Genomic DNA, 24,820 nt, shown 5'->3' with positions numbered 1-24,820 from the left:
GTTTCGCATCAGTTTAAGAAAAAAGGCCGGATCCTGGGATCCGGCCTTTTTCAGGTAAGAAGTATCAAATTACTTCTCGATATCCGTGCGGATGACGTCACGCTTAAACCAGAGCGGGGCGTGATGTTCTGCGGCTTCCACCGAGATCGTGCCCGGGCCGAGGCGCCAGATGCCCTTGAAGTGAGACATCGAAAGGAGCGCGAGCGGGATGTGGGCGCAAACCACGAGGATCGAAATAATGATCGAACCCCAAACGTGGAAGTAGAACGTCAGGAAGTAGACAAGCTTGCCGGTAACCGGAGCGCCGAGCCAAAGGAGCCAGCCCGTGACCGCGAGAGCAGCGATCATGCCCATGAAGAGCAGATAGGAAGCCTTCTGGCCGCCGTTGTAGCGACCCTGCGGGGGAACCGTTTCCGGCCCGAGCGGGATGCCGAAGAAGCGGCGGGGGTAGTTGCCGAAGTTAAGGAACCAGCGCAGCGTGTTGCTGTCCCACTCCATGCAGGCGCGCATGATGAGCGCGAAGCGATCCGGAGCAATGACAATGAAGCCGAGCAGGTTGAAGGTGAAGACGGCGCCGATGATCAGGTGGGCGATCATCGCCGTTTCCGCAGCCTCGTCGGAGGGATTGCAGAAGTAGACGTACATGCCCGTGAAGAGCAGCGCGAACCAGGTGATCGCGTTCACCGAGTGGAAGACCTTGTCCGGCGCATGGAAGCGCAGGATGCGGTCATTGGGGGCGGCAGAAATATCAGACATGAGCAGCCTCCGTCATGGCAAGCATGGAGCGGGAATAGTAGTGCGTGTGAAGCAGTTCGTGCATCGTATGGTCGACGGGCTTTGCCTTCATATCCTTGTAAACGGACATGACCACCGTGTTCTGGTGGGAAGCCGCGAGGCCCATAGCCTGGCAGAGCTTGTCATCCTTGTAGAGGCCGGCCTGGCGGGCAAGGATGATTGAATTGCGGCGGGCGACCATGTCGCCGATGGCCCAGCCGCAGACAACGGCAGCACCGACGCAGAGACCGCTCACTTTCAGAAAGCCGCGGCGACCGAGAATCAGGGCTGCGGGGCGTTCTGCATAGGAATAGTTTTCAGACAGCATTTTCTTCTTGAACCTCAGTCAGGAATTAGACGCGCAGGGGGAGCGGCGTAGTGGGTTTGAGCCATGCAGTGCCGGAGGACTGAACCGGCTGACCGCCGCCGTTGACGCAACCGCCCGGGCAGTTCATCACTTCGATGAAGTGATAGCGGTTCTTGTCGACGCGTACGCGATGGAGAACTTCCTTCAGACCCTGATTGGCGCCGTTGACGACGCAGACATGCACATCGTAGGTCTTGCCGCCGAGCGCCTTGATGGGCACAGGAATCGTCGCTTCAACGATGGCGTTGTTGTGGCCTCGGACAACTTCGATATTCGCATTATCGAGTTCCTTGCCGGAGAGCGCGAAGTAAGCGGTACGGAGCGCCGCTTCCATAACGCCGCCGGAACAGCCGAAAATCGTGCCGGCACCGGAATAAACCTCAAGCGGAGCGCGTTCGCGGGTCTTCGGCATCAGGAGCGGATTAATGCCCTTACGGCGGAGAAGTTCGGCGAGATCACGGGCCGTGAGAGAGGCGTCGATATCCTGGAATTCAGGCGTATCGGCAGGAATTTCCTTATTGGCGATGAGCCAGCGCCAGGCCGAATTCATTTCGGGGCGGGCAGCCTCAAAAATCTTGGCCGTGCAGGGCGTGACGGAAACGAAGAAGACCTTGCGGGGATCGCACTTGAGCACGTACTTGGCAGCCCAGGTCTTTGCCAGCGTGCCGCCCATCTGAAGCGGAGACTTCGCCGTGGAGAGGTGCGGAAGCATGTCGGCAGCGTACGTTTCAGCGTACTTAACCCAGCCCGGGCAGCAGGACGTAAAGTGCGGGAACGGGTGCTTACCCTGTTCATCAACCTCCGGACCACGTTCGCCGAGAACCCAATACTGGATCTTCTTGACGAATTCCGTGCCTTCTTCAATGATCGTCTGGTCAGCAGTCGCGTTGCAGTCATAGGTGACGAAACCGGCTGCTTCAAGCGCGTTGACGAGCTGTTCGGTGGAGAGTTCACCCGGTTCGCCGCCGAATTCTTCGCAGATTGAGACGCGGACAGCCGGCGAGGGCTGTGCGACGACAATGTGATCCTTCGCGTCAAGAACGCGTTCGACCTTGTCGACGAAGCTCATCTGTTCGATGGCGTTGAACGGGCAGGCGATGAGGCACTGGCCGCAATAGATGCACGCGTCGTCGATAATCTCGTGCTTGGAGCCGAGACCGCCCTTAATGGCATCGGTCGGGCAGAATTTGCTGCAGGTGTCGCAGCCGACGCAGTGATTCTTGTTGATATGGATGATGCCGCGCAGTTCACCCTTGCGAAGGTTGCCCTGGAAGGCGGGACCGTTCTGGCCGTAGGCATTGTCGCCAGGCAGGAACGTACGAACCGTGGTCGTCATGGATACATTCTCCGTTGAGGAGAACAGCAGAGTCCCGGAATCCTTTTAGTGATTTCGGGAAGCGCAATTCTTTCCTCAGTTTTGGCTCGTCGTAAAGAGCGACGGACGGTTCATCAAGCAGACTGTCTGAATTTCTGTCTTCACCGCCAGGGTCGTCATTCTCAATCGACGATGTTTTCTTTTGAGCAGAAGCAAATCCCATAGGCACTAGCCGTGGGAGACTCCTACGAACGGTTGCATTCTATCGTGTGCCATAGTCGGGCCGCAGGCTGAGGATTACCTCTTAAGGAGTGATTTTGGATAAGCACTCCGTATTGTTTTTAAATGTTTCTAACAACGGTTTAATACAGATCAAAACCGAACGGTTGGCCTTTGCAAGTTAACCCTAATCGAATGAATTCCTGAGAAAAATACTCGGGAATTCGGGGGCACGCGCTCGTTTAAAAATGGAAAAGGAGAGAACCTTTCGGTTTCTCTCCTTCTCTTCAACCGAAATCTGCTTGATTGCGGTTTACATATCCTCTTCACGCAGAGGAGCGCGCAGTTCTGCACGAACCTGATCCATGGCGGCATAGAAGGCCTTCATCATCACGAGGCCGAGGAACTTGCCGGCGTCGGTAACGATGATGCGGTCGGGATCGTTGGGGTCATCCTTGATGGCTCCCGAAATGCGCAGACCGAGCATTTCCTTCATGAGATAGCGGTCGACGTTGATGCCGTGCACCTCCCGGAAATATTTCCGGGAGAGTCGATGTGCAAAGAGGCCGAGCATCAGGCGGTACTGCATGATCGCGTGCTTGTCGAACTCTCTCCTGCGCTCTACGCCGGTATTGCCTGCGGCGATGCGTTCGCCATAGCGGCGCAGACTGAAGGTGTTTACATAAAGACTGTTATTGAGGAAGCTGAATGCGCCGGAACCCACGCCGAGGTATTCGTCGTGGTCGACCACATATTCATCGAAGCCTTCGTTGTTCGTCTGGCCAAAGGTCCAGGACGTGAGCTGGCGGTAGCGATTGCCGAAAGTATCAAGGATGCAGCGATACTGATCAGCGAGCTCAATGCCGGTGGCTGCGATGGTGCCCTTCACGCTTTGACGTGTCTGAGACGTCACCATGAGCGGATAGGTGGTGGTCTGTCTTGGATTGAGCTTGACGATTTTTTCCATGTCGTCATGGAGAACGTCGAGCGACTGACCGCGGAATCCGAACATCATGTCGACATTGCAGACGGGGAAAAGCTCCTGAGCGTACTGCAGACGCTCGAAAATTTGCTCACCGGATCCGAACTTCTCATAGCGGTCGGAGAGCTTGAGGATGTCGTCATTAAAGCTCTGCACGCCGATCGACATGCGGTCGACAAGCCCCTGAAGATTGCGGAACTGCGGCGTGGTGATTACTTGCGGGTCGGTTTCGCAGGAAATTTCCTTGATCGAAGGAAAGAGCTTCTTGGCGTGTTCGAGCGTCTTGATGAGCTCGTCCTCAAGAATCGTCGTGGTGCCTCCGCCCACGTACATGGCGGTGAAATCGTAGCCAAGCGCCTTCACGTAATCCATTTCGCGGCGCAGGTTCTTGAAGTATTCGCGAGCCTTCCATTCCTTAAACAGGAACCGATGGAACGTGCAGTAGGTGCAGAGCGTATGGCAGAAAGGAACATGCGCGTAGAGCATGTACTGGTGTCCTTCCTGCGGAGGCGGAGGATTCTTGAGAATAACCGGATCGCAGTGCAGATAGCGGCCGGTGTAGTAATCCATCACGCGGTCGGAAAGACCGATCATCCAATTGGGCAGGAGCTTGCGCGGCTGCGGGACGAAGTGGGTAGTGCTGGTCATGAAGACGCGGAAAAGGGTAGTTCTGAAGGAAGCGATTCTAAGCGGCTCAGGAACGCAATAGGCTTAAAAAAACCGACTCTTCTCGCATGAAAAGAGCCGGCTCAACTATGAGTACGATTTGTTGTCTACCGGATCAGCCATGCGTGGCATAGACGCGGGCAATCTCAGCTTCGAACTTGTTCGACAACGGACCACGCTTAAGTTTGAGCGTAGGCGTAATGAGGCCGTTTTCGATGGTCCACGGTTCATTCGTCAGGAGAACTGCACGGGGAAGCGCATAGTTCGGGAAGTCTGAAGCCGCTGCCTTGGCGCGCTTGAGCGCTGAGGTGCGGGCGGCCGGGTTGTTCAGACTTTGCGGATCGTTGGGGTCGAGGCCGAGCGATTCGGCGAATCTTGCCCATTCGTCCTTATTCACGCAGGTGATAAGCGTGAGATACGGGCGGTTTTCTCCGACAACGTAGCACTGCTCGAAGAGCGGATCCGTTTCAATGGCGGATTCGAGATCGGCAGGAGGAATTTTTTCGCCTGTTGAGGTGACGATGATTTCCTTGATGCGGCCTTTGATGCAGAGCATGCCGTCTGAATTGAATTCACCCACATCACCCGTATGAAGCCAGCCATCCTTTGTAAAAGCGGCCGCTGTATCTGCCGGACGATGCCAGTAGCCCTTCATGATGGAAGGCCCGCGGATCTGGATTTCGTTGCCTTCGGCAAGACGAACCTCAACATTGCAGAAAGGCTTGCCGACGGTGTTGGGCTGATTGAATTCAACACAGTTGCCGGCAATGATCGGACTCGCTTCCGTCATGCCGTAGCCTTGAATGATCGGCAGACCAAGACCGCAGAATGCGCGGGCAACCTTGTGGTTCAGCGCTGCGCCGCCGGAAATGGCAATGCGAAGCCGGCCGCCGAACTGAGAGAGAAGCATGTCGGCCATACGGCGCACGAGCGTCAGTCGAATGATGCCGTCCAACCAGGCGCGAGAGCTTTCCTCTACCGGCAAACGGTTGCGGCGGCAGAAATCGCGCCAGCCAACTTCGACCGCCCAGTCGAAAAGCTTGCGTGCAATAGGTTTGGATTTGCGAAGCTTGTCCTGAACGCGCGCATAAATGCGCTCGTAGACGCGCGGTACTGAGATGATGACGGTCGGACGAATGACCTTGAGATCTTCTGCGAGGAGCAGCACCGAGCGGTTGTACGCGATGACGCATCCAGTGGCGAGCGCAAGATAGTAGCCGGCCGTACGTTCAAACGTGTGCGAGAGCGGCAGGAAGGAGAGGAATGTATCGCCTTCGCGGGGAGACACGCATTCGAGCGTTGCCTTGACGTTGCTCACGATATTGCGGTGCGTGAGCATGACGCCCTTCGGCCGACCTGTGGTGCCGGAGGTGTAGACGATGCCGGCAAGGTCGTCTTCAAGCGGACCGGCGGGAAGGCTGTCCGCAGAAACGCTTTTACCGAGCTCCAGGACTGAAGCAAGGCTCTTGACATGAAAACGCCCGTCTTCATGGTCTTCAGTTTCGCCTGGATCGGTGATGAGCACCGTGCTTAGATCCGGCATCTGCACGCCGGTCGCCCGGATCTGCTTCCAGCGCGAAAGCTTGTTGGTTACAAGCGTGCATGCCTGGCTGTCGATCATGATGAAGGCACTTGCGCCCGGCGTGTCGATTGCATGCAGGGGAACAGGGATGAGTCCGTTCGCGAGAGCGGCCTGGTCGGCGCATACGTGGTCCCGTCCGTTGGGCATCAGAATCGCGATGCGGTCGCCGGGGCGAAGTCCCATGGCGGAATAGGCGCGGCGCCACTCAAGAACGTGTTCACCGAGTTCTTTATAGCTCCAGCTTTCCCACGTGCTTGAGGAGCGGTCGAACTGCCTAAGTGCCTCGCGGTCTCCCCATTTGCGAATGCTGTGAGTGAGAAGCTCCGGGAGCGTAGTCAGTCCATCGAGTTCACTTGATCGGCCCATGGCGTACTGGATCCTATTTGTTTTTCTTTGGGCAGGCTCTTACTAACAGTTTCTGTCTATGCAGAAACACTGAGCCCAGTATGACAATCTGTAAAGCTATATCAGAAAAGAGCTGTTTGGAGGCATCTCATTTAAGGGAATACCCTGACATTCTTCCGTAAAAGGCATATCATCCTAAGCGTCAATAGAAATTGAACGTCACGTTCGGCAGGGCTGAATGAGACGATATGGAGAATATTCCTATGAGCAAAGTATCCTCGGTGCTTGATCTTATCGGCAATACGCCGGTCGTACGTTTGTCGCGGCTGTTCCCGGAAAACGAAGTCTGGATGAAGCTGGAAAGGGGGAATCCCGGCGGCTCCATCAAGGACCGCATTGCGCTTCAGATGGTTCGGGATGCGGAAGCCAGGGGAGAACTGAAGGCTGGCGGCACCATTATTGAGCCGACTTCCGGCAATACCGGCGTCGGACTCGCTATGGTGAGCGCGGTTCTCGGATATCGCATGATTCTTGTCATGCCTGAGTCCATGAGCATTGAGCGTCGCCTCCTGGCGCAGGCTTATGGTGCAGAACTCGTGCTTACCCCGGGCAAGCTCGGCATGAAGGGTGCAGTCGATCGCGCCGCAGAACTTGCGCAGGAAATCCCCGGTGCCTGGGTTGCGGGTCAATTCAGCAATCCAAGCAACCCGCGCGCGCATGAGCTTCACACGGGACCTGAAATCCTGAAGGATTTCCCGGAAGGACTGGATGCATTCATTTCTGCATTTGGCACGGGCGGCAATGTCTCCGGCATTTCCCGGGTGCTCAAGAAAGCCTGGCCGAAGCTTCGCACCTATGCGGTTGAACCTAAGTCGAGTCCGCTTCTTACGGAAGGGAAGGCGGGACCGCATCGCATCCAGGGCATTGGCGCCAATTTCATCCCGGAGAACCTGGATCGCGCAGCGATTGATGAATTCCTTGATGTAGCCGATGATGATGCATTCGCTTACGCTCAACTTGCGGCAGCGAAAGAAGGTCTCCTCGTCGGCATTTCCACGGGTGCTGTGCTGGCGGCAGTTTCGGGTCTGCTGCCGAAACTCAATAAGAATGCCAGGATCCTTCTCATGAACTTCGATACGGGCGAGCGCTATCTTTCTGTTAAGGGCTTTGTGAAGGGCGCGGAATAACAGGCCCTGCTGCAGGATGGCAAAAGACCGGTCTGAGCTTTATGCCCCAAACTCCCGTGGGCTAGCACCAAAAGTAGTGCTTCCCCGCGGGAGGGGTGACGCCGATCTGCTCATAGACCTGAGTCTGCCGCCTGGTCAGCAGATCCACCCTCCATTCACGGCTGTTCCCCACACGCACAGCCACTACCGGCTCAATGGCTGCCAGAAGCTTGTTCAATGAGTTCCCAGGCAGAACAGCCTGCTTCTTTCGAGCCTGCATGGCTACCTGTCTATAGATTGACTGGGCCAGTTCATAAACGAACAGCTTTCCCTCAAAGGCAGTCTGCGTTGCCATCAGGCGGCGCGCATCTTCCTCGACCTTCAGCTCCCGGAAGGTGCGTTCGATGTTGTTGCGGTCCGAGTAGATCGTAAACACTTGAGCCGCAGACAAATACCGATCCGTTCGGATGGCCAGGCACCCTTCAAACTCGGTCTTCCGCGTCATAACCTGCGCCTTGCGGTAGTAAACCTTATGACCCTTATCGGATTCCTTCTCTCCGATGCAATTGGCCGTACGCTGAGCCAGACGGGGGTCCAGTTTCCTGCCCGAATTCAGAACCTTGAGCGCATCCTCGACATCCTTGGCTAGGCGTCGCGCTGCGAAACTGTTGGTCAGGGGATTGTAATAGAGGTAAATGAAGACCTTGCGCTGAATAGGCTTCACCCCCGGTAAATTTTCCGTCCAGGCTTCAGCCTCCGAGGGGCTGAGAGCCATTTCAACAAATCCCGTGTCGCCGTTCATGTAGCCGTTCTGCGTGAGCAGATCCCGGTGCTGGCGGAACAGCTTCTTGACGGAGTCTTCAACGATGGGAATGCCCTGGACGAATCCAATGTGATGATCAAGCAGGAATTGCGTGGCAAACGGATTCCTGAAGCCGCGATCCGTAACAAACGTCACAAAGGACAGATCGAAGCCGGCGGAAATCATGTGCTTCAGAATGGGGACAAACGCCTTTGAGTCATTGATGGATCCCCAGTAGCTGTAAGCGAAGATGGCCTCGCCCGTTTCCTCATCGCATAGAAGCATCAGATTGACCTGCTTGAGCTCCGGGTTCTGCTTGGCGTGGCCGTACTCCGCTTGATCGATGGTTGTGGAAAATGTACTGATGCCTGTGCTGTCGAAGGCGACGAGGAACGGCTGCTGAGGCTCTCCGGCGTCTTCGCCGGAGCTGGTCTGTGCTCGCTGGCGAGCAAAGAACCTCTCGCGCGCAGCGTCGTAGCGCGTCTTGAAAAAGGCGTCGATTTTGCTCTGATCAATTCGGCTGAGAAGCTCTGAAATCCTCTGCCCGGAAACAGGCTGCAGTCGAGGAAGCCCTGTGGCAGCGGCCCAATCCTCAAATCGATCCATGGCAGGTCCCTGGTCGAAGACATAGACGGCCAACTGAGCAAGAAGCAGTCCGTCATCCGCGCCGAAAATGCCCACAAGGGCATCGAGCATGCCGCAGTTGAGCAGCGTCATCCATGCAGCCCAGGGCTTGCCGATGCGGAGATAACGGCGCGCCTGACGCATTTCCTCAAGCGGATCCGGTTCCAGTTCCTCGCCGGAAGCCAGCAGCTGCGCCTTTGCGGCGGCTTCCTTCGCGTCTTTCTGCTGCTGCGCCTCCAGCTCATCCCATTCCTGCTGAGCATTTGGATTGGCAGAAAGATACTCAGATCGCGAGAGCAGCTGACCTTCCCAAAAGAAGAGTTCGGGCTGTGTGAATTGGGGAAATCTTTTGCGGAACCTGGGGGACACGGTGATCTCATTGGTTGGCTGAATGCGGCCGACCATCTGACGCCCCGTCACGCGGGCCTGCTTCTTCTCCTTGTCCCAATGATTAGTCTCAGCCACGACGTACTGATAGCCGGACCGGCGATTGGTTCTCAGGAAAACATGCCACTTTTCAGTCTCCCCATCCTTCTGCACGGAGAAACCGGTGAGTTGTTTTTTGTTACCGCTTTTCATAGCACCAACTCTAAAATAGAGTAGAGCTATTATACTGCCAAAATAAATCCCGCGTTTTCATTTTTTATAGAAAACACGGGATTAAAAAGAAAGTTTTGGCACCTTTTAACTTGAGTCAATACCCGATGGTGCTAGAGGCCGGGAGTTTGGGTTATGCGTCAGAACCGGTCTTTTCGTATAAAGGAAAAGGGATTAGAAAAAATCAGGCCCTGGCTGCCTCATCCGCCTTTGCGGAGAGTTCTTCCCAGCGCGCATAACCCGCGCTGATTTCGACTTCCAGAGCATCCAGACGGCTCTTGTCGGCCTTGATTTCTTCCACGGGCTTTGTGTGATAGCTCCCCTCGCTCATGCGGGCAATAAGGTCGGACTGTTCCTTTTCGAGGGCTTCAAGCTTTTCTGGAAGAGCTTCAAGCTCCCGGCTTTCTCGCCAGGAGAGTTTGATTTTCTGCTGAACCTGCGGCTTGGGTTTGGCTTTCTTCTCCTCATCCTTCGGGGCGGGTGCTTTTTTCACCGGAAGCGCTTCAGCGGGACGCTGAGCAAACCATTCCGCATAGCCGCCGACGTATTCACGCCATTTCCCATTGCCTTCCGGGGCGAGCACTTCAGTGACGACGTTGTCGAGGAAGCGGCGGTCGTGGCTGACAAGAATGATCGTTCCGGGATATGAAGCCAGCGTTTGCTCCAGAAGTTCGAGAGAGTCGATATCGAGATCGTTGGTCGGTTCGTCGAGCACGAGCAGGTTGGCAGGCAGTGCAAAAAGACGTGCCAGGAGAAGGCGGTTTCTTTCGCCGCCGGAAAGAGAACTCACGCGCACATTGGCGCGACGAGGCGGGAAAAGAAAGTCGCCGAGATAAGCAATGACGTGCTTGCGTTCACCGCCGATTTCGACCCAGTCGGATCCCGGAGCAATGGTTTCAGCTACTGTCTTATTGAGGTCGAGCTGTTCGCGAAGCTGGTCGAAGTAGGCGATCTGCAGGTTTGTGCCGAGTTTGACCTTCCCCGAGTCAGGTTTTAGCTTCCCGAGAATCAGTTTGATAAGGGTGCTTTTGCCGGCGCCATTAGGACCGATCAAGCCGAGACGATCGCCGCGCATCAGCGTGAAGTCGAGGTTCTTCACGACCACATGATCGCCGAATGATTTTGAAAGTCCGGTAACTTCCGCAACGATTTTTCCGCTTTTTTCCCCGGCATCAATCGCAAGGCGAATCGACCCCATTTGCTCGCGCCGTGCCGCGCGTTCACGGCGCAGCGCCTCGAGTCGCCGCACGCGGCCTTCATTGCGGGTCCGGCGAGCTTCAATGCCTTTGCGGATCCAGACTTCCTCCTGTGCCCAGAATTTATCGAATCGGCGGCGTTCAAGCGCTTCTGCGGCAAGCTCCTCTTCCTTTCGCGCTTCATAAGCGGAAAAATTTCCCGGATATGAGCGCAGCGTCCCTCGATCAAGTTCGACGATTCGCGTTGCAACGTTGTCAAGGAAAGTACGGTCATGCGTAATGACGACGAGCGAGCGCTGGTTTTTAAGTTCATCCCGACAGATGTTTTCCAGGAGCGATATGGCCCTCATATCGAGATGGTTGGTCGGTTCGTCAAGCAGCATGAGCTGAGGCGCAAGCGTGAAGGCAAGTGCAAGCGCCGCGCGCTTTTTTTCCCCGCCAGACGCGAGTTTCGGATCTCCGTCGGGATTGAGTTCGAAGCGGGAAAGGTTTTCGTCAAGCTTCGCGTAAAGGCGCCACTTCTCCTTTTCATCCGTAATGCTTTCAATATTGCCGCGGGCGATAAGGCTTTCTCTGAATGTCGGAGCTTCAGGAAGAATGGGTTCCTGTTCGACATAGTGAACGATGAGTCCGTCCTGCCGTTGAATCTGCCCGTCATCGAGAAGCTGCCTGCCTGCGAGAACCGAAAGGAGCGAGCTTTTTCCGGTTCCGTTGCGGCCGATCAGACCGACGCGTTCGCCCGGTTCTATAGAGAGCGCAGCTTCGTCAAGAAGCGGCAGATCGCCGTAGGCGAGGTGAGCGTCCGAAAGCGTGATGAGTGCCATGGGAAAGGATGAAGTGGGTTGGAGATATAAAAGGGCCGGCAGTTTAATGTGCCGGCCCCTGGATGCATTAGCCGTGTCCGGCATTCTGCCCGAAAGCAAGCGTGTCAGAGCTGAGGCGTTCCGGGCATTTCACTCGGGGCGATCTTGTCGCTCGGAAGCGGGACGCCGTCAAGCGACGGAGCCGCAGGTCCGTTAGGTGAGGACGTTTGCGCAGGCATTTCCTTCTGAAGCATAGGGGTCGGCGCCGGTCCAGGGCCGGGATCGGAAATGACAATGCCCTTCACTGATTCGCGCCGCACATTGTGCTCAACTTCTTTTACCGGAACGAAGGTCATAGATGCAGGATCGGGAGGAGGCTCAATGTTCGGTAGTTCTGTTTTTGCAACGACTTCCTGAGGTACTTCAACGAGCCTGCCGTTTCTCACAATAACGCTCTGCGGCTCGCGGGTGATGACAGGGCTCTTCAGTCTGTTGAGCTCCAGACTGCCGGTTTCGCCGTGATACTGAATCTGCGTACGCAATTGCGACCACTGAGCCGCGATTTCCCTGGCATCAGCGCCGAGCGCAAAGAGCCGCTTGGCGGAGAGTGAATAGGGCATTGCTGTCTCAAAGCGGGCTTCGAAGCTTTGTGCGTCGTAGCGAACAACGAGCGGACATTCACTAAAGACGAGCTTTTCCAGGTCGTAGGCAAGGGTGGTTGCGGTTGAGCTCGTAGCAGGGTCGCCCGGGTTTGTAGCAGAGGTCGACCAGACGCGCATGCGCAACGGCAATCGATTCCTTACGAGGCTCGCTTCCTGGGCGCTCAGCGCAAATAGTGCAGCTTGAAATGGCGGCTCTGCAGTAGCAATCTTCGTGCGGCGCATTGTGGCAATAGAGCGGGAAATGCGCTTGCGTTCGCTTTCTGATTCCGCCTTGGCCAGCTGCTCCCGAGCGAGCAAATTGAGCTTCTGTTCGTCTTCCTCATTGAGAACAGGCTCAAAATGTGCCTGAAGTTCGGTGAGCTTTTCCGGATCAAGCCTTTGAATCTCGTATTCAATGCCCGCATGGGTGAGCGTGCGGGCATAAGCCTCGGCAATTCTCGTTTCCCAGGGAGCGCTTCCGGCAATGATTGCCACTTTCGGGAGCGTTCCTGCCTCCGTGTGAGCCGGGAGTGCTCTGATTGCAAGTTTGGCTATCCACTCGGCTTCTGCTTCCGTGGAAATAGACAGAATGACGAGCTTAGGGGGATATTTGCCTGACGTGCTTTCAGCAGAATTGAGCGCAACGACGGGAAGCGGCAGCGAGGGCAATTCAACAAGGCGATTTACCATTTCGCGTTCAATCGGCCCGATGACGGCATCAGCGCCTGCAAACGCTGCCGCCTGCAGCTGCTCTTCAATCGAAGATCCCTTTTGAGCCTCAATGACGAGAATATTTGCCGGACGCGCGCTTGTCTGGTTTGCAGCCAGCAGGCCATTCCCAACAATGCGCGCTGCCGCGTGCACAGGTGAATCTTCAGGCGGCATAAGAAGAGCGAAGGTAAGCTGTCGCGATGGGGCGGCAACTTCCGCAGCGGTGAGCGGCGCAGAGAGGTCCGAGGCTATACACGAGCCGGCAGCCGCCAGAAAACTCAGGCAAGCAACAAAAGAACGACGAGAAAACAGCATGAATTCCCTAAATAATCTTTGGTCCGATGATGTGCTGATGAAGGCTGCAGGACTGCCTCAGCAGGAACTGCCAGCCGCGTGCCTCTACATCGTGGGCGTACCCATCGGCAATATGGGCGACATTACGCTGCGCGCTCTCTGGGTTCTTTCCCGTGCGGATGTTATCGCAGCGGAAGATACCCGGGAAACACGGAAGCTTCTCGAGCGCTTTGGAATAGATGCAAGGCTGATTTCCGTTCGTGAGCATAACGAACGGCACGGAGCGGAGCAAATTGAGGCCCTGCTTGCTGAAGGCAAGCGCGTTGCAATGGTGACTGATGCAGGTACTCCTGCCGTGTCGGATCCCGGTGCCCGCGTGGTGGAATATCTGCACGGCATCGGCAGGCGAGTTATTCCTGTACCGGGCCCTTCGGCAGCCGTTACAGCACTTTCCGCGGCTGGTCTCCTCGGTGCGGGCTTCACGTTTATCGGTTTTCTCCCTCCGCAGCCTAAGGCGCGTCGACAGGCAGTTGAAGCGCTTCGTGCGCGTCGGGAACCGTTTGTTTTGTATGAGGCTCCCCACAGAATTCTTGCGCTTCTTGAAGACATTGCGGAAGTGCTCTCACCCGAACGACGCGTCGTTGTTGCGCGAGAACTCACGAAGAAGTTCGAGACCATTTCCGCCATGAATGCGGGAGACCTCGGGAAATTCGCATCGACGCATGACCCCCGCGGGGAGTATGTTGTTCTTGTGGATGAAGAACCTCCTAAAGAGGAGGGACTTACTGCGGAAGCTGAGGCATGGTTGCGCGATCTTGCGCCTGAAATGCCGGCATCAAAACTTGCCGCCATCGCTGCCCGTCGCACGGGAATGCCTCGTCAGGAGATTTATGCCTGGCTCATCCATGAGCGGGATGCCGCCGGCTCTTCTTCAGATTAATTTTGATTTGTGCCGGCAGAAAGTCCGCCAAAAACCCCTCATATGGATTTAAAAAATGACTGAAGAAAATAAAAACAATCCCCCTCAGCCCCTGCCTGCCGCGGACACCGAAGTTCTCCAGAAAGAGGGGGCAGCGTCTAAAAAGAAACGTGAAGAGCCTCCGTACGTCAATGAGAAACTCGATCGTCCGCCGCGCTTTCGAAACGTTCGCGATGTGGTGAATCACATCAAGCTGAAGAGAACGGCAAGCGCTTATACACGCAAGGAGGAGCTCATTCATGAGATCCTCAACGGACAGTCTGAAAAAGATCGCTTTGCCATTTTGACGGACCTGATTGAGCGTCTTTCCACTCGTCAAAGCAAAAAGGAAAAAGATCGAAAGGCTGAAGAAAATCAGCTCAACCCCAACTGGCTCAATGGAGCGTATCCGTACGTTAATCGGTTGCGCCGCAGCGTTTATGAAGAGGAAAAGTTCAAACTGCAAGTTGAACTTTTAAAGCTTCAGGCTTGGGTGAAGGAAAGCGGGCAAAAGGTCGTCATTATTTTTGAAGGCCGGGATGCGGCGGGCAAGGGCGGAACCATCAAGCGCTTTATGGAGCATCTCAACCCTCGAGGCGCCCGCGTGGTGGCTTTGGAAAAACCGACTGAGCGTGAACAGGGGCAGTGGTACTTCCAGCGCTATGTAGAGCATCTCCCCACGCGCGGGGAAATGGTCTTCTTCGATCGTTCCTGGTACAACCGTGCAGGTGTCGAGCGCGTGATGGGTTTCTGCACTGATGATGAATACTATGAATTCATGCGCGAAGTTCCCGGATTTGAACGCAATCTGGTGCGCTCCGGCACCTATGTGATCAAATTCTGGTTCTCTGTTTCGCGTGAGGAGCAGGACCGGCGCTTCCGCGAACGTAAAGTGTCGCCTCTCAAGCGCTGGAAGCTGTCTCCGATTGATGAAGCTTCGCGCAACAAGTGGGACGACTATACGCGTGCGAAGGAAGCGATGTTCTTCGCCACCGATACGCCTGAGGCGCCCTGGACGGTAATTAAGTCTGACGATAAGAAGCGGGCCCGCCTGAACGCCATGCGCTATGTCCTCCGGCAGATTCCTTACGCCAAACGCGATTTGAAGGCTATCGGCGCAGTGGATCCGCTGATTGTCGGTCGGGCGAGTTCAATGTTTGAAACTGCAGAAAGCCGGGTTTCCGCACTGCAGTCCGGAGATTTCGTCCCGCCGTCAATTCCGCGCCTTGCTTCTGAAAAAAAGAAGAAGAAATAAGCGCAGAGCCTGAGAATGTTTCACGTGGAACACTGCTGCTTTTTCTTCTGCAGCGGAGCATGTTCCACGTGGAACATAAGGAATAAAAAAACGCCGGAACTCAACGTCCGGCGTTTTTTGAAGAGTGCGTAATTTGGAGGATTATTCCGAACGCAGGGCGACCTCCCGGGTCTTTGACGAACTGATATTCCGAACCAGTCCATCGAGAAGCTCGGAGAGTTCCTTGATGAGATTGGAGTTGGTGACAACGCCCACAAGACGACCGGAGTCGTCAACAATTGGCAGGCGCCGAATGCCATTTTCGCGCATGCGTGCGAGCGCCATGACCATGCCTTCATTTTCCGTGGAAGTAACAACCGGCGTTGTCATCAGATCGCCGACGGTCGCTTCGTTCAGATCCCGGCCAAGTGCGACACCTTCAATCGTGATGTCGCGGTCTGTAATCATGCCGATAGGCTTGGCATCTTCATCTACAACGACAAGGCTGCCGACATGCTCGCGACGCATCTGAAGCGCGCAGTCATGAATCGTTTGTTGCGGTGTGGTGGTGGCCACTTGATGAACGGCCATGTCAATTACTTTGAGCGAACGAGTTCTCATTTGATGACGTTGTCGTGTGTTTTAAAGTTGATCCGCCTACGTACCCACATAGACGGGGGTATCAGGAAGGTTGAAGCAGCAACGATTCTAGCGAAGTCGCCGGCTCAAAAATGTTGCAGGGATAGTCTTATTCTTCCTCAGCTGCCTGTAGTGCCGGGTCGGGTAAGAGGAACTTGAAGTTTCTGAAGTCGTATAGCCGCTGATCCATGAGATGCGAGGGGGAGACGCGGGTGAGACTCATAAAGATGTTGTAGATGCGGCCCGGAAATTCACGATCCCAGCTTTTCATGAGGGCTTTGATTTCCTGGCGCTTGAGGTTTTCGCCGGCGCCGCAGATGCCTTTAGCTGCCAGAGGATAGCCGCGGATTTTTGCGAGCTTTTCTGTTTCAGCCTCGCGAACGTAGGCTAGCGGCCGGATAACGACGCACTCTTTGCGGTCGTTCATGAGTACGGGGGGCATTGCCTTCAGACGGCCGCCGTAAAAAAGATTAAGGAGCAGCGTGCTGACGATGTCGTCCATATGATGGCCGAGTGCAATTTTGTTGCAGCCCTGTTCACGCGCAACGCGGTAGAGGATGCCGCGGCGCAGACGCGCGCAGAGCGAGCAAACGTTTTTGCCTTCCGGAATCAGCTTCTGAATGAGGGAGTTCGTATCCTGATCTTCTATGTGATAGGGAACGCCGGAAGCTTCAAGCTGGCGCTTGAGTTCGTCTAGCGGAAAGTGCGGAATGTGCTGATGAACATTGACGGCGAGCAGGTCGAAATGAATGGGCGCGCGCGACTGAAGGGTCTTAAGCGTATCGAGCAGCACATAGCTGTCTTTGCCGCCGCTCATGGCTACCATGACCTTATCGCCTTCATTAATCATGCCGAAATCGGTAATCGCCTGTGCTGTCAGACGAACAACGCGCTTTTCCAGCTTTTTCTGAGAAACGGATTTGCGGTTGCGTTCATTCGGGGGCGTTTCGCCGGTAGGGGTGCTGTAAATGGGGATGGTGTCGGACATGGATATGGTTAGCTGCGATTAGCGGGTACTCGCCAGGATTCGACGCCGACGGCGTCGGCATCTGCATAGGCTTCAGGCTTTGCTGTGGCTACGCGCACGAGCTCCACGCCGGGGAGTTCTGCAAGCGTTTTCGTCATCCGGTCGACGAGCGTCTCCTGAAGGTCTATGTGTTCTCCGGATGCTGTCTTGCGGATGGCATCAACCGCCAGGTCGTAATTGAGCACGTCGGCGAGATTGTCCCGAGCGCTTGTTGATTGAGAGAGGCGCACCCAGAGATCGCAGTCTACGAGGACGGTCTGAGGTTTGGTGCGTTCATTGTCGTATGCGCCAATACGACAGGAGAGCTTCAGGCCGCGGATGAAAATCCGCCGGCATGTGAATCGCAGGCTTTCCGGTGAAGTGTGAAGCATGGATAATCCGAAGCACGGAAGATGAAAACACGCATTCTAGGGCGCCTTCAGCCGTCCGTTAGAATGAGTCCAATCATGCGTTGGGCTCTCGTAATTTTCATCATCCTGCTTCTGCTCTTAGGCGCTATGCCTCAGCTGAGGCGCTTTGGTCTCGGCAGGCTTCCGGGCGACCTGAATTTTTCTATTTTGGGCCGCAAGATAGAGCTTCCCTTTATGAGCACGATTCTTCTGGCTGTGCTCGCGCTTTTTTTTGGAAAGCTCCTCTTTTAGTGATGCCAAAGTGTCCTAATGGCTTCCGTACGTGCAGCGAGCACGCGCGGCGGAATGTCTTTGGGCGTCGGTGCGCTGCGTGCGATGCTCCCGGCATCAATGCCGCACCATGCCGACAGCGCGGCGCGCAGCAATGCGTCCGGCGCTTTCCCGTGTGCCGCTTCAGGAAGCGCTTTCGCGCGGAAATCCAGAAGCAGGGTCATTCTTGCCGGTCTGCGCACCGCGTCGTAACGCTGAAAGAAGCTCGAGACGTTTTCAGGGGTTGAGAGCTCTGCGAGCGCCTGCATTGAGTCGCCAAGGATTTTGGCCAGATCCTGTGCTTCGGCACTTGCGCGCAGGCGGGAAAGAAAGCCTTTTGCCTGCCTGCCGTCCGGCAGGCCGGAAACAAGCGCAGCAAGCCGTAGAGAAGTGGGGAGCGCTTCGCGGCAGGTCCTGTGAAGGCGGGCTCGAACGGCGTTGGTGAGCGTCACGCTTGGATAGAGTCGCTGCCAGAGACCGCATTCAATCAGCACGTCGAGCATGCGGCAGGGGACGGGAGTTGAGAGGCCTTTTACAAATTCCGCAAGAACACGTTCAGGGACAAGCGCATCTGCTTCGCCGGAATTGACCATTTCCCGCATGAGCGTCATGGTTTCCGGCGCAATTGAAAAGCCGGGAAATCGTGCGGCAAACCGCGAAACGCGCAGAATGCGGACAGGATCTTCCTTAAAGGCTTCGCTGACATGGCGGATGATGCCGCGGGCAATGTCTTCAGCCCCTCCATAGGGATCACACAGGCTTCCATTTTCATCCATAGCGATCGCGTTGATCGTCAGATCGCGGCGTCGCAGGTCCTCTTCGAGCGTTACATCTGCTGAAGCATGAAAAACAAAGCCGTGATAGCCGGGCGCTGTTTTCCTTTCTGTACGCGCAAGTGCATATTCTTCATGCGTTTTAGGGTGCAGAAACACAGGGAAGTCTTCGCCGACGGGAAGAAAGCCTCGCTCAATCATGGATTCGGGCGTTTCGCCGACGACAACCCAGTCGTGGTCGCCCGGCGTTGCCGGGAATCCCCGGCGTTTAAGCAGCGTATCGCGGACAAAGCCGCCGACAGAATAAATCTGCATATCGGATCCTCGAAGAAGATCAGGGAAGATCTTTAGCCTCTCTGAGGCTGGGAGTTACTTTGCCGAGAAAGTTGGTGAAATTTTCAATCGGCTTGCCTGTCAGCATGGAATAGGTCTGCATGTTGGCAAGTACGTTTTTCACATACTCCCGGGTTTCAAAGTAGGGAATGGTTTCAATGAAGACGGCGGCTTCCATTGCATCCGAGAGCGTATTTCTCCAGATGCGGGCGCGGCGCGGGCCGGCATTGTATGCGGCTGTAGCCAGGATGAAGCTTTCCCCTGAGTCGGCATAGAGCATATGCAGATAGGCGGAGCCGAGAACAAGATTCATCTCGAGTTCCGTGAGGTTTCGACCTTCGTCGTAGTGTTCGATGCCAAGCTGTCGGGCGGTCCAGGAGGCGGTGCCCGGCATGAGCTGCATCAGTCCGCGTGCGCCGACAGATGAACTTACCGCCGGTATGAAGCGTGATTCCTGACGGATGAGTCCGTAGACCCAGGCGGCAGGGAGTTCCTGAGCACTGCTTACGCGTTCAATCAGCTCGGCGTGAGGTCTGGGGAAGCGCTGTTCGATGACGACGAGGTCCGTACCGCTCTTCATGCTGGTATTAATCATTCGGTGCACCAGCCGTTCCTGGCGGGCATAGGCTGCAAGCGCAATCGAACCATAGGGACTGATGCCTCGCATGGCCCAATTCCATTCCCGGTGACCTTCCCGAAAAAGCTGCATGCGGTAGAGCACTTCGGCGCGACGGATTGAAGGATTTTTTCCCCATTGCGCGATATCAGACGCCTTCGGCATTTCTTTCGGGGGATGGGAGAACGCATATTGGCGGCCGAGAGCATCCGAGGATAGCTTTCCGTAGAAGGTTATGCGGTTTGCAAGCCTTTCATATTCCATTCGGGCAAGGTCATGGAGGCCGCGAGCAGACAATGAGCGTCCCTTCCAGTATGTCCAGACTTCCTCGCGGCGTGATGCTTCATTCATGCTGTCGATGACTTTGCCGAGGGAGTACCAGTGTCCGGCTCGCAGCTCAGCGCGCGCACGCCACGCCTTGAGTTGCTCGGGAGATGAGACGGCGTAGGGCATGCCTGAGAGGTCGGATCCCGCTCTGGAAAACCAGTCGAGAGCCCGTGGGTCAAGTCGGGACATGGCAGTAAAGCCGATGCGGGACCAGACCAGCGATCTCCAGAAACTGCCCGCTTTCGGGTCTACTGCAGCTTCAGCCAACCGGGCTGCCGCTGCCGGATCCGTGCGAGAGAGGCGCAGCGATGCAAAGACGGCTAGACGAGCGGAAATGCGGTCGAGTTTTTTCTGCCGCAGAAGCCACGCATTAGGCCTATCCAGAATTTCATGAAGCTCTTTGATGGATGCAGGCAGTTCCGGGCGAGGAAGTTCTGCAATGACTCGCTTGATTTCTTTCCCGGTTCCGTTTTTTTGCAACAGCACTACAACGCGCGTCCAGAGCCATGAGCGGTCCTCCTGGGCAATGGCATCTCCGAGCTGTTGATAGGACTCTCTTGCAAGGGAACCCGAATCGCGATAAAGGCGCTTTGCAGCATTGAGCTCTTCCTTTCGGCCGTTGTTGCCGGAGGCAGACTGGAGTCGGTGGATTGCATTCCACGCCATCAGATCCGGGTCATCCTGATTCCAGATGAGTTGGTTGTAGAGATTCAGAAACCTTTCTGCGCTGAGTCTTTCCGCTTCGATCTTCAGGTATTCATGGAGTGCGTTTTCTGCGATGTATTCATCGCGATGGAGCTTAAAAAATCGCTCGAATTCCAGGTTGACTGCCGGATCATCGGGTTCTTTCTTGAGAAGAAGAATCAGGCGCCAGAGTTCCGGGTAGGCGCTTAATTCATGTCCGGAAAGAAGCGGTTGAATTTCTTCAAGATCCGCGAGGCGCCCCTGTACAAAAGCGTTTCTGGCTTCGAGAAACACATAATCAAGGGATTCTGGGTGCGGCATATGGAGCGCATTGTCGAGCGGATCGGCAACGGGCTCTTCAATCAGCGACGCTGTAACCCGGGCAGCTGCATCAGCAGCTTCGCCGGCAGCTGCTTCTCTGCTGTCGTTATCCATCGAGGCCGTTTCAAAAGCTTTGTCGATGCGAGCCAAAATTTCCTCAGGATTCACGCCGACGGCGGATTCTTCAGGCCATACCGTGGGGTTGTCTTCTCGGCTGCGAAGCGATTGCAGTCGTTCCGCAATTGGGATGGAAATAAGCGATGGAGTAATGACGATGCGGTGACGCGGTGCTTCTTCCGTATGTTCTGCTGAGATCGATTCGGCCGTATTGAATGGACGCGGCACGTCGCTTTCAGCTGCCGCGGATATCCCGTGTGCCGAGGAGACGCAGATGAGAAGCAGGGCAAGAAGATGAGAGCAGCGCATCAGTGGGGAAAATCGGAAAACACATAAACCGAGAAGAGGATCCTAATATAGCGAGGGGCACTTCAGCCTATCCTCTCCTCTCCTTCTGAGGGATTGGATACGACCGGAAGAGCCTTCTTTCTCAGGAGAATTCTCAAAATGCCGGACAAGCAGACAGTACGCAAATGCATGGGAGAACTTCGGCGAAAGGTCGGAATGAATGCGCATGCGGGACTCCTGAAGATGCTTTCGCGGGCACTGCAGGAAGAGCGGCGCGTACTCACAGTCGGCACGTATCAGCCGATCGGGAGCGAGCCAGACATCAATTCAGAACTGCTGCGATGGAGCGCTGCCGACGGCGCGAGAGCTCTGGCGCTGCCCTGGTGTACGGATCGGGAAGCTTCATGCATGGAATACCGTCTGTGGGACCCTTGCGAGAAGCTGGAAGCAGACGCCGCAGGGATTCCTGGTTCGAGGAAAGGCGCCTGCGTAGTACCTGATGTGCTTCTCATCCCTTGCCTCGGCTGGACGCGTTCGCGCAGAAGGCTCGGATACGGCGGCGGCTACTTTGATCGCTACATTTCAAAGCTGCTTAAGTCAGGCGCCTCCCCGCGGCTGCTCGGCGTAGCCTATGGTGTGAATGAGGTGGATGATTCACTATTCGAGCCGCATGATCTGCCGCTTGACCTTATCATCACAGATAGCGGAATTTTTTGAAAAAATGCCCGGAAAGAGAACCAGCTCTTCCGGGCATTTTCATGCGGTTTTTACCGCCTCATGAGGCGAGACCTCATGCGGTCAGTAGCGGTAGTTTTCCGCCTTGTAGGGACCTTCCTTCTTGACGCCGATATAGGCAGCCTGTTCATCCGTAAGCACGGAAAGCTCAGCATTGAGGTTGGTGAGCTGCAGACGGGCAACTTTTTCGTCAAGGTGTTTCGGAAGAATGTAGACCCCGACAGGGTACTTGTCGTGATGGCAGAAGAGCTCAATCTGTGCGAGCGTCTGATTGGCGAAGGAGGAGCTCATCACATAGGAGGGATGGCCCGTAGCGCAGCCGAGATTGACAAGACGGCCTTCCGCGAGAAGGATGATGCGGTTGCCGGAGGGGAGCGTGATGTGGTCGACCTGCGGCTTGATGTTTTCCCACTTGTACTGACGCATGGAGGCGACATCAATTTCACTGTCGAAATGGCCGATATTGCAGACGATCGCTTCATTCTTCATCGCGATCATGTGATCGTGCGTGATGACGCGGACATTGCCCGTGGCAGTGACGAAGATGTCGGCCTTGTCCTTGGCAAAGTCCATGGTAACGACGCGATAGCCTTCCATCGCAGCCTGAAGCGCACAGATCGGATCGATTTCCACCACCCAGACCTGGGCGGAGAGGGCGCGCAGCGCCTGAGCGCAGCCCTTGCCCACATCGCCGTAGCCGACCACAACGGCAACTTTGCCGGCGACCATAACGTCAGTTGCACGCTTGATGCCGTCGACGAGCGATTCGCGGCAGCCGTAAAGATTGTCGAACTTGGACTTTGTGACGGAATCGTTGACGTTGATTGCGGGGATGCGCAGTTCGCCGCGTTCGCTCATCTGGTAGAGACGGTGCACGCCGGTCGTCGTCTCTTCAGAAACGCCGAGGATCTTTTCAAGCCGCTTCGAATACCAGTTGGGATCAATCGCCAGATGCTCCCGGATGGCGGCAAAGAGTGCAGTTTCTTCGTCGCTCGTCGGATGCGCAATGACTTCCGGGTTCTTTTCAGCACGGGAGCCGAGATGCAGGAGAAGCGTGGCGTCACCGCCGTCATCAAGAATCATGTTGGAGTAGCCCCCGTCAGGCCACTCGAAGATCCGATGCGTATAGGCCCAGTATTCCTCGATCGTTTCGCCCTTACGTGCAAAAACCGGGACGCCGTCCTTCACAATGGCAGCCGCTGCGTGGTCCTGCGTGGAGAAGATGTTGCAGCTCGCCCAACGGACTTCAGCGCCAAGAGCCGTCAGTGTTTCGATGAGAACGGCTGTCTGAATGGTCATGTGCAGAGACCCGGAGATGCGGGCGCCCTTCAGCGGCTGGCTTGCGGCATATTCGCGCCGGATAGCCATGAGGCCGGGCATTTCCACCTCGGCAATCTGAATTTCCTTGCGGCCCCAGTCGGCAAGACCAAGGTCGGCGATAACGTAGTTTTCAGTAGCGTCCATTTGTCGTCTTGAAAGAAGAAAGAAGGAGAGCGCCGTTGGAAATGCGGATGCAGACGGAAGCGGTTCGAGCCTCGCGAAGTCCCTTAGGGGAGACTCCGTCGCAGCGCTCCTCGAACCCCTGGTCCTCATGCCGGAGACTGTTCTCCGGATGCGATGAAGGCGGCATTATAGCCGCCTTCATTTGTTGATTCTTATGAAAAATTATTCTTCTTCGCGGAAGGAGAGGAGGGCTGCTTCAACGGCATCGCGCGTAATGCCGTCGAGGAAGCTGACCGGCGCGCCTTCGAGGGCCGCTGCGCCTTCCTTTTTGAGACGGCCGACCCACATGCCGGCATCGCGGCCGGACTCGAAGCCTTCGGAGAGGAGCAGTTCATCGCCCGCGGCGGAAATAAGTTTGAAGTAGAAGCACCCGTCCTTTTCCCTGTACTGCTTGAAGGCTGCGCGCTGAACTTTCTGCGCCTTCTTTTTGGCTGCCTGCGGCGCGGCGATTTCAGTGAAGCTTCTAAGACCAACGGCATGACGAAGCTTATCCATGAAGGGCGTTGCGATGAGACGCGCTTTGCGGGCGCCCTCCTGCAGGATCTCCTCGACCTGGGCGGGATGCGCCATCAGCTCTTCGTAGCGGGCGCGCATCGGGCCAATCTCGCGATCAATCTGATCGGCAAGACGCTTTTTGGCTTCGCCCCAGCCGAGACCGGAACGAAGCTCCGCACGGAAGGCTTCACGCTCCTCGGGCGCCGCAAACGCATCGAAGATGACGGTGAGAGAGGTGCTGTCGGGATCCTTGGGTTCGCCCGGTGCACGGCTGTCGGTGACGATGCGCGCTATGGCGGCATCAAGCGCTGCGCGGCCGCCTTCGAAGAGCGGGATGACGTTGTTGTAGGACTTGCTCATCTTGCGGCCGTCAAGGCCGGGGAGCACTTCAATGCTGCTGCCGCCCGTTGCCTGGGGAAGCACGAAGAACGGATGCTCGGGCGTGGCATAGAGGTTGTTGAAGCGCTGGGCGGCGTCGCGTGCCATTTCGAGGTGCTGGAGCTGATCATGGCCGACAGGCACTTCTTGCGCGTTGAACATCAGAATGTCTGCAGCCATCAGCACCGGATAGGAAAAGAGCCCCATGGAGACGTCGGCGTCCGGGTCCTTCCCGGCAGCCGTGGCGGCATCAACGGCTGCTTTATAGGCGTGCGCACGATTGAGAAGTCCCTTGCTCATGACGCAGTCGAACATCCAGCACAGCAGCGGGATTTCAGGGATGTCGCTCTGACGGTAGAGCGTGACGCGTTCCGGATCGAGGCCTGCGGCGAGCCAGGTCGCGGCAATCTGCATGCGGCTTCTTTCAATGCGGGCAGGATCCTGGCACTTGATGAGTGCGTGCAGATCCGCGAGGAAGAAGAAGCTCTCAACGTTGGGATCGCGGCTGTCCTGAATGGCCGGGCGGATGGCGCCGACGTAGTTGCCGATATGCAGGGTTCCGGTGGTGTTGATGCCGGTGAGAACGCGTTTTTTGGTCATCGCTTGAAAAGAATCGAATGAGAGGATTCCGGTCGTATAGCAGCCGGAA

At 56.0% G+C, this 24,820-nt stretch carries 20 protein-coding genes and 1 riboswitch; of the genes, 5 read left to right on the top strand and 15 right to left on the bottom strand.

What is annotated here, in order from left to right; genetic code table 11:
• Positions 1 to 69 precede the first annotated feature (69 nt).
• The 5 genes from FG381_RS07690 to FG381_RS07670 form a co-directional block, all read right to left on the bottom strand.
• A complete protein-coding gene (locus FG381_RS07690) occupies positions 70 to 756 on the bottom strand; it encodes a cytochrome b/b6 domain-containing protein (protein ID WP_139688275.1) in 687 nt (228 codons plus the stop codon).
• On the bottom strand, positions 749 to 1,102 hold the full coding sequence (locus FG381_RS07685) for an iron hydrogenase small subunit (RefSeq protein ID WP_139688274.1): 354 nt from the start codon (positions 1,100 to 1,102) through the stop codon (positions 749 to 751). The genes FG381_RS07690 and FG381_RS07685 overlap by 8 nt, the downstream gene beginning before the upstream one ends.
• A gap of 25 nt (positions 1,103 to 1,127) precedes the next feature.
• Positions 1,128 to 2,477, bottom strand: coding sequence for a [Fe-Fe] hydrogenase large subunit C-terminal domain-containing protein (locus FG381_RS07680; protein WP_139688273.1), 1,350 nt, complete (start codon positions 2,475 to 2,477; stop codon positions 1,128 to 1,130).
• 511 nt (positions 2,478 to 2,988) lie between these two features.
• Complete coding sequence (locus FG381_RS07675) at positions 2,989 to 4,305, bottom strand: coproporphyrinogen III oxidase family protein (protein ID WP_139688272.1); 1,317 nt, start codon at positions 4,303 to 4,305, stop codon at positions 2,989 to 2,991.
• A gap of 133 nt (positions 4,306 to 4,438) precedes the next feature.
• Entirely contained in the window at positions 4,439 to 6,271 is a 1,833-nt protein-coding gene (locus FG381_RS07670) for an AMP-dependent synthetase/ligase (RefSeq protein ID WP_139688271.1), read from the bottom strand.
• A 242-nt stretch (positions 6,272 to 6,513) separates the two neighbouring features.
• On the opposite strand from FG381_RS07670, the gene cysK reads away from it, so the two are divergent.
• Positions 6,514 to 7,437, top strand: coding sequence for a cysteine synthase A (gene cysK / locus FG381_RS07665; RefSeq protein ID WP_139688270.1), 924 nt, complete (start codon positions 6,514 to 6,516; stop codon positions 7,435 to 7,437).
• Positions 7,438 to 7,498: 61 nt separating this feature from the next.
• Here cysK and FG381_RS07660 read toward each other — a convergent pair whose 3' ends face one another.
• The 3 genes from FG381_RS07660 to FG381_RS07650 all read right to left on the bottom strand — a co-directional run bounded on the left by FG381_RS07660 (position 7,499) and on the right by FG381_RS07650 (position 12,964).
• Positions 7,499 to 9,421 carry an IS1634 family transposase gene (locus FG381_RS07660; RefSeq protein WP_139687373.1) on the bottom strand — a complete coding sequence of 641 codons (1,923 nt, stop codon included), beginning with the start codon at positions 9,419 to 9,421 and terminating at the stop codon, positions 7,499 to 7,501.
• A 202-nt stretch (positions 9,422 to 9,623) separates the two neighbouring features.
• Complete coding sequence (locus FG381_RS07655) at positions 9,624 to 11,459, bottom strand: ATP-binding cassette domain-containing protein (RefSeq protein ID WP_139688269.1); 1,836 nt, start codon at positions 11,457 to 11,459, stop codon at positions 9,624 to 9,626.
• Between the two features lie 104 nt (positions 11,460 to 11,563).
• On the bottom strand, positions 11,564 to 12,964 hold the full coding sequence (locus tag FG381_RS07650; RefSeq protein ID WP_139688268.1) for a penicillin-binding protein activator: 1,401 nt from the start codon (positions 12,962 to 12,964) through the stop codon (positions 11,564 to 11,566).
• A gap of 139 nt (positions 12,965 to 13,103) precedes the next feature.
• Here FG381_RS07650 and rsmI point away from each other — a divergent pair, with 139 nt between their 5' ends.
• Together rsmI and ppk2 are read left to right on the top strand one after the other, a co-directional pair.
• The gene (gene rsmI, locus FG381_RS07645; protein WP_139688267.1) at positions 13,104 to 14,024 is read left to right on the top strand and encodes a 16S rRNA (cytidine(1402)-2'-O)-methyltransferase; all 921 of its coding nucleotides are present in this window, start codon (positions 13,104 to 13,106) and stop codon (positions 14,022 to 14,024) included.
• Between the two features lie 55 nt (positions 14,025 to 14,079).
• Complete coding sequence (gene ppk2, locus FG381_RS07640; RefSeq protein ID WP_139688266.1) at positions 14,080 to 15,297, top strand: polyphosphate kinase 2; 1,218 nt, start codon at positions 14,080 to 14,082, stop codon at positions 15,295 to 15,297.
• Between the two features lie 141 nt (positions 15,298 to 15,438).
• Here the strand turns inward: ppk2 and FG381_RS07635 are convergent, their stop codons facing one another.
• From FG381_RS07635 to FG381_RS07625, 3 genes are all read right to left on the bottom strand, one after another.
• Positions 15,439 to 15,867 carry a CBS domain-containing protein gene (locus FG381_RS07635; protein ID WP_228025626.1) on the bottom strand — a complete coding sequence of 143 codons (429 nt, stop codon included), beginning with the start codon at positions 15,865 to 15,867 and terminating at the stop codon, positions 15,439 to 15,441.
• Positions 15,868 to 16,024: 157 nt separating this feature from the next.
• Complete coding sequence (gene ttcA / locus FG381_RS07630; RefSeq protein WP_139688264.1) at positions 16,025 to 16,903, bottom strand: tRNA 2-thiocytidine(32) synthetase TtcA; 879 nt, start codon at positions 16,901 to 16,903, stop codon at positions 16,025 to 16,027.
• Between the two features lie 8 nt (positions 16,904 to 16,911).
• Positions 16,912 to 17,313, bottom strand: coding sequence for a dihydroneopterin aldolase (locus tag FG381_RS07625; protein ID WP_139688263.1), 402 nt, complete (start codon positions 17,311 to 17,313; stop codon positions 16,912 to 16,914).
• A gap of 75 nt (positions 17,314 to 17,388) precedes the next feature.
• Here FG381_RS07625 and FG381_RS07620 point away from each other — a divergent pair, with 75 nt between their 5' ends.
• Positions 17,389 to 17,583 carry a DUF2905 family protein gene (locus tag FG381_RS07620; RefSeq protein ID WP_139688262.1) on the top strand — a complete coding sequence of 65 codons (195 nt, stop codon included), beginning with the start codon at positions 17,389 to 17,391 and terminating at the stop codon, positions 17,581 to 17,583.
• Here the strand turns inward: FG381_RS07620 and FG381_RS07615 are convergent.
• Both FG381_RS07615 and FG381_RS07610 read right to left on the bottom strand, forming a co-directional pair.
• Complete coding sequence (locus tag FG381_RS07615; RefSeq protein WP_139688261.1) at positions 17,580 to 18,689, bottom strand: CCA-adding protein; 1,110 nt, start codon at positions 18,687 to 18,689, stop codon at positions 17,580 to 17,582. The genes FG381_RS07620 and FG381_RS07615 overlap by 4 nt on opposite strands.
• 19 nt (positions 18,690 to 18,708) lie before the next feature.
• Entirely contained in the window at positions 18,709 to 21,081 is a 2,373-nt protein-coding gene (locus FG381_RS07610) for a lytic transglycosylase domain-containing protein (RefSeq protein ID WP_139688260.1), read from the bottom strand.
• Between the two features lie 138 nt (positions 21,082 to 21,219).
• On the opposite strand from FG381_RS07610, the gene FG381_RS07605 reads away from it, so the two are divergent.
• Positions 21,220 to 21,777 carry a 5-formyltetrahydrofolate cyclo-ligase gene (locus FG381_RS07605; RefSeq protein WP_228025621.1) on the top strand — a complete coding sequence of 186 codons (558 nt, stop codon included), beginning with the start codon at positions 21,220 to 21,222 and terminating at the stop codon, positions 21,775 to 21,777.
• A gap of 81 nt (positions 21,778 to 21,858) precedes the next feature.
• Here the strand turns inward: FG381_RS07605 and ahcY are convergent, their stop codons facing one another.
• On the bottom strand, positions 21,859 to 23,259 hold the full coding sequence (gene ahcY, locus FG381_RS07600) for an adenosylhomocysteinase (protein ID WP_139688259.1): 1,401 nt from the start codon (positions 23,257 to 23,259) through the stop codon (positions 21,859 to 21,861).
• Positions 23,260 to 23,279: 20 nt separating this feature from the next.
• Positions 23,280 to 23,377: riboswitch (S-adenosyl-L-homocysteine riboswitch) on the bottom strand.
• 83 nt (positions 23,378 to 23,460) lie between these two features.
• On the bottom strand, positions 23,461 to 24,771 hold the full coding sequence (locus FG381_RS07595; RefSeq protein ID WP_139688258.1) for a tryptophan--tRNA ligase: 1,311 nt from the start codon (positions 24,769 to 24,771) through the stop codon (positions 23,461 to 23,463).
• Positions 24,772 to 24,820 lie beyond the last annotated feature (49 nt).

Origin of the sequence: Sutterella faecalis (assembly GCF_006337085.1) — a bacterium.
Classification (GTDB): Bacteria; Pseudomonadota; Gammaproteobacteria; order Burkholderiales; family Burkholderiaceae_F; genus Sutterella; species Sutterella faecalis.
This window is presented reverse-complemented; position numbering and strand designations above follow the sequence as displayed.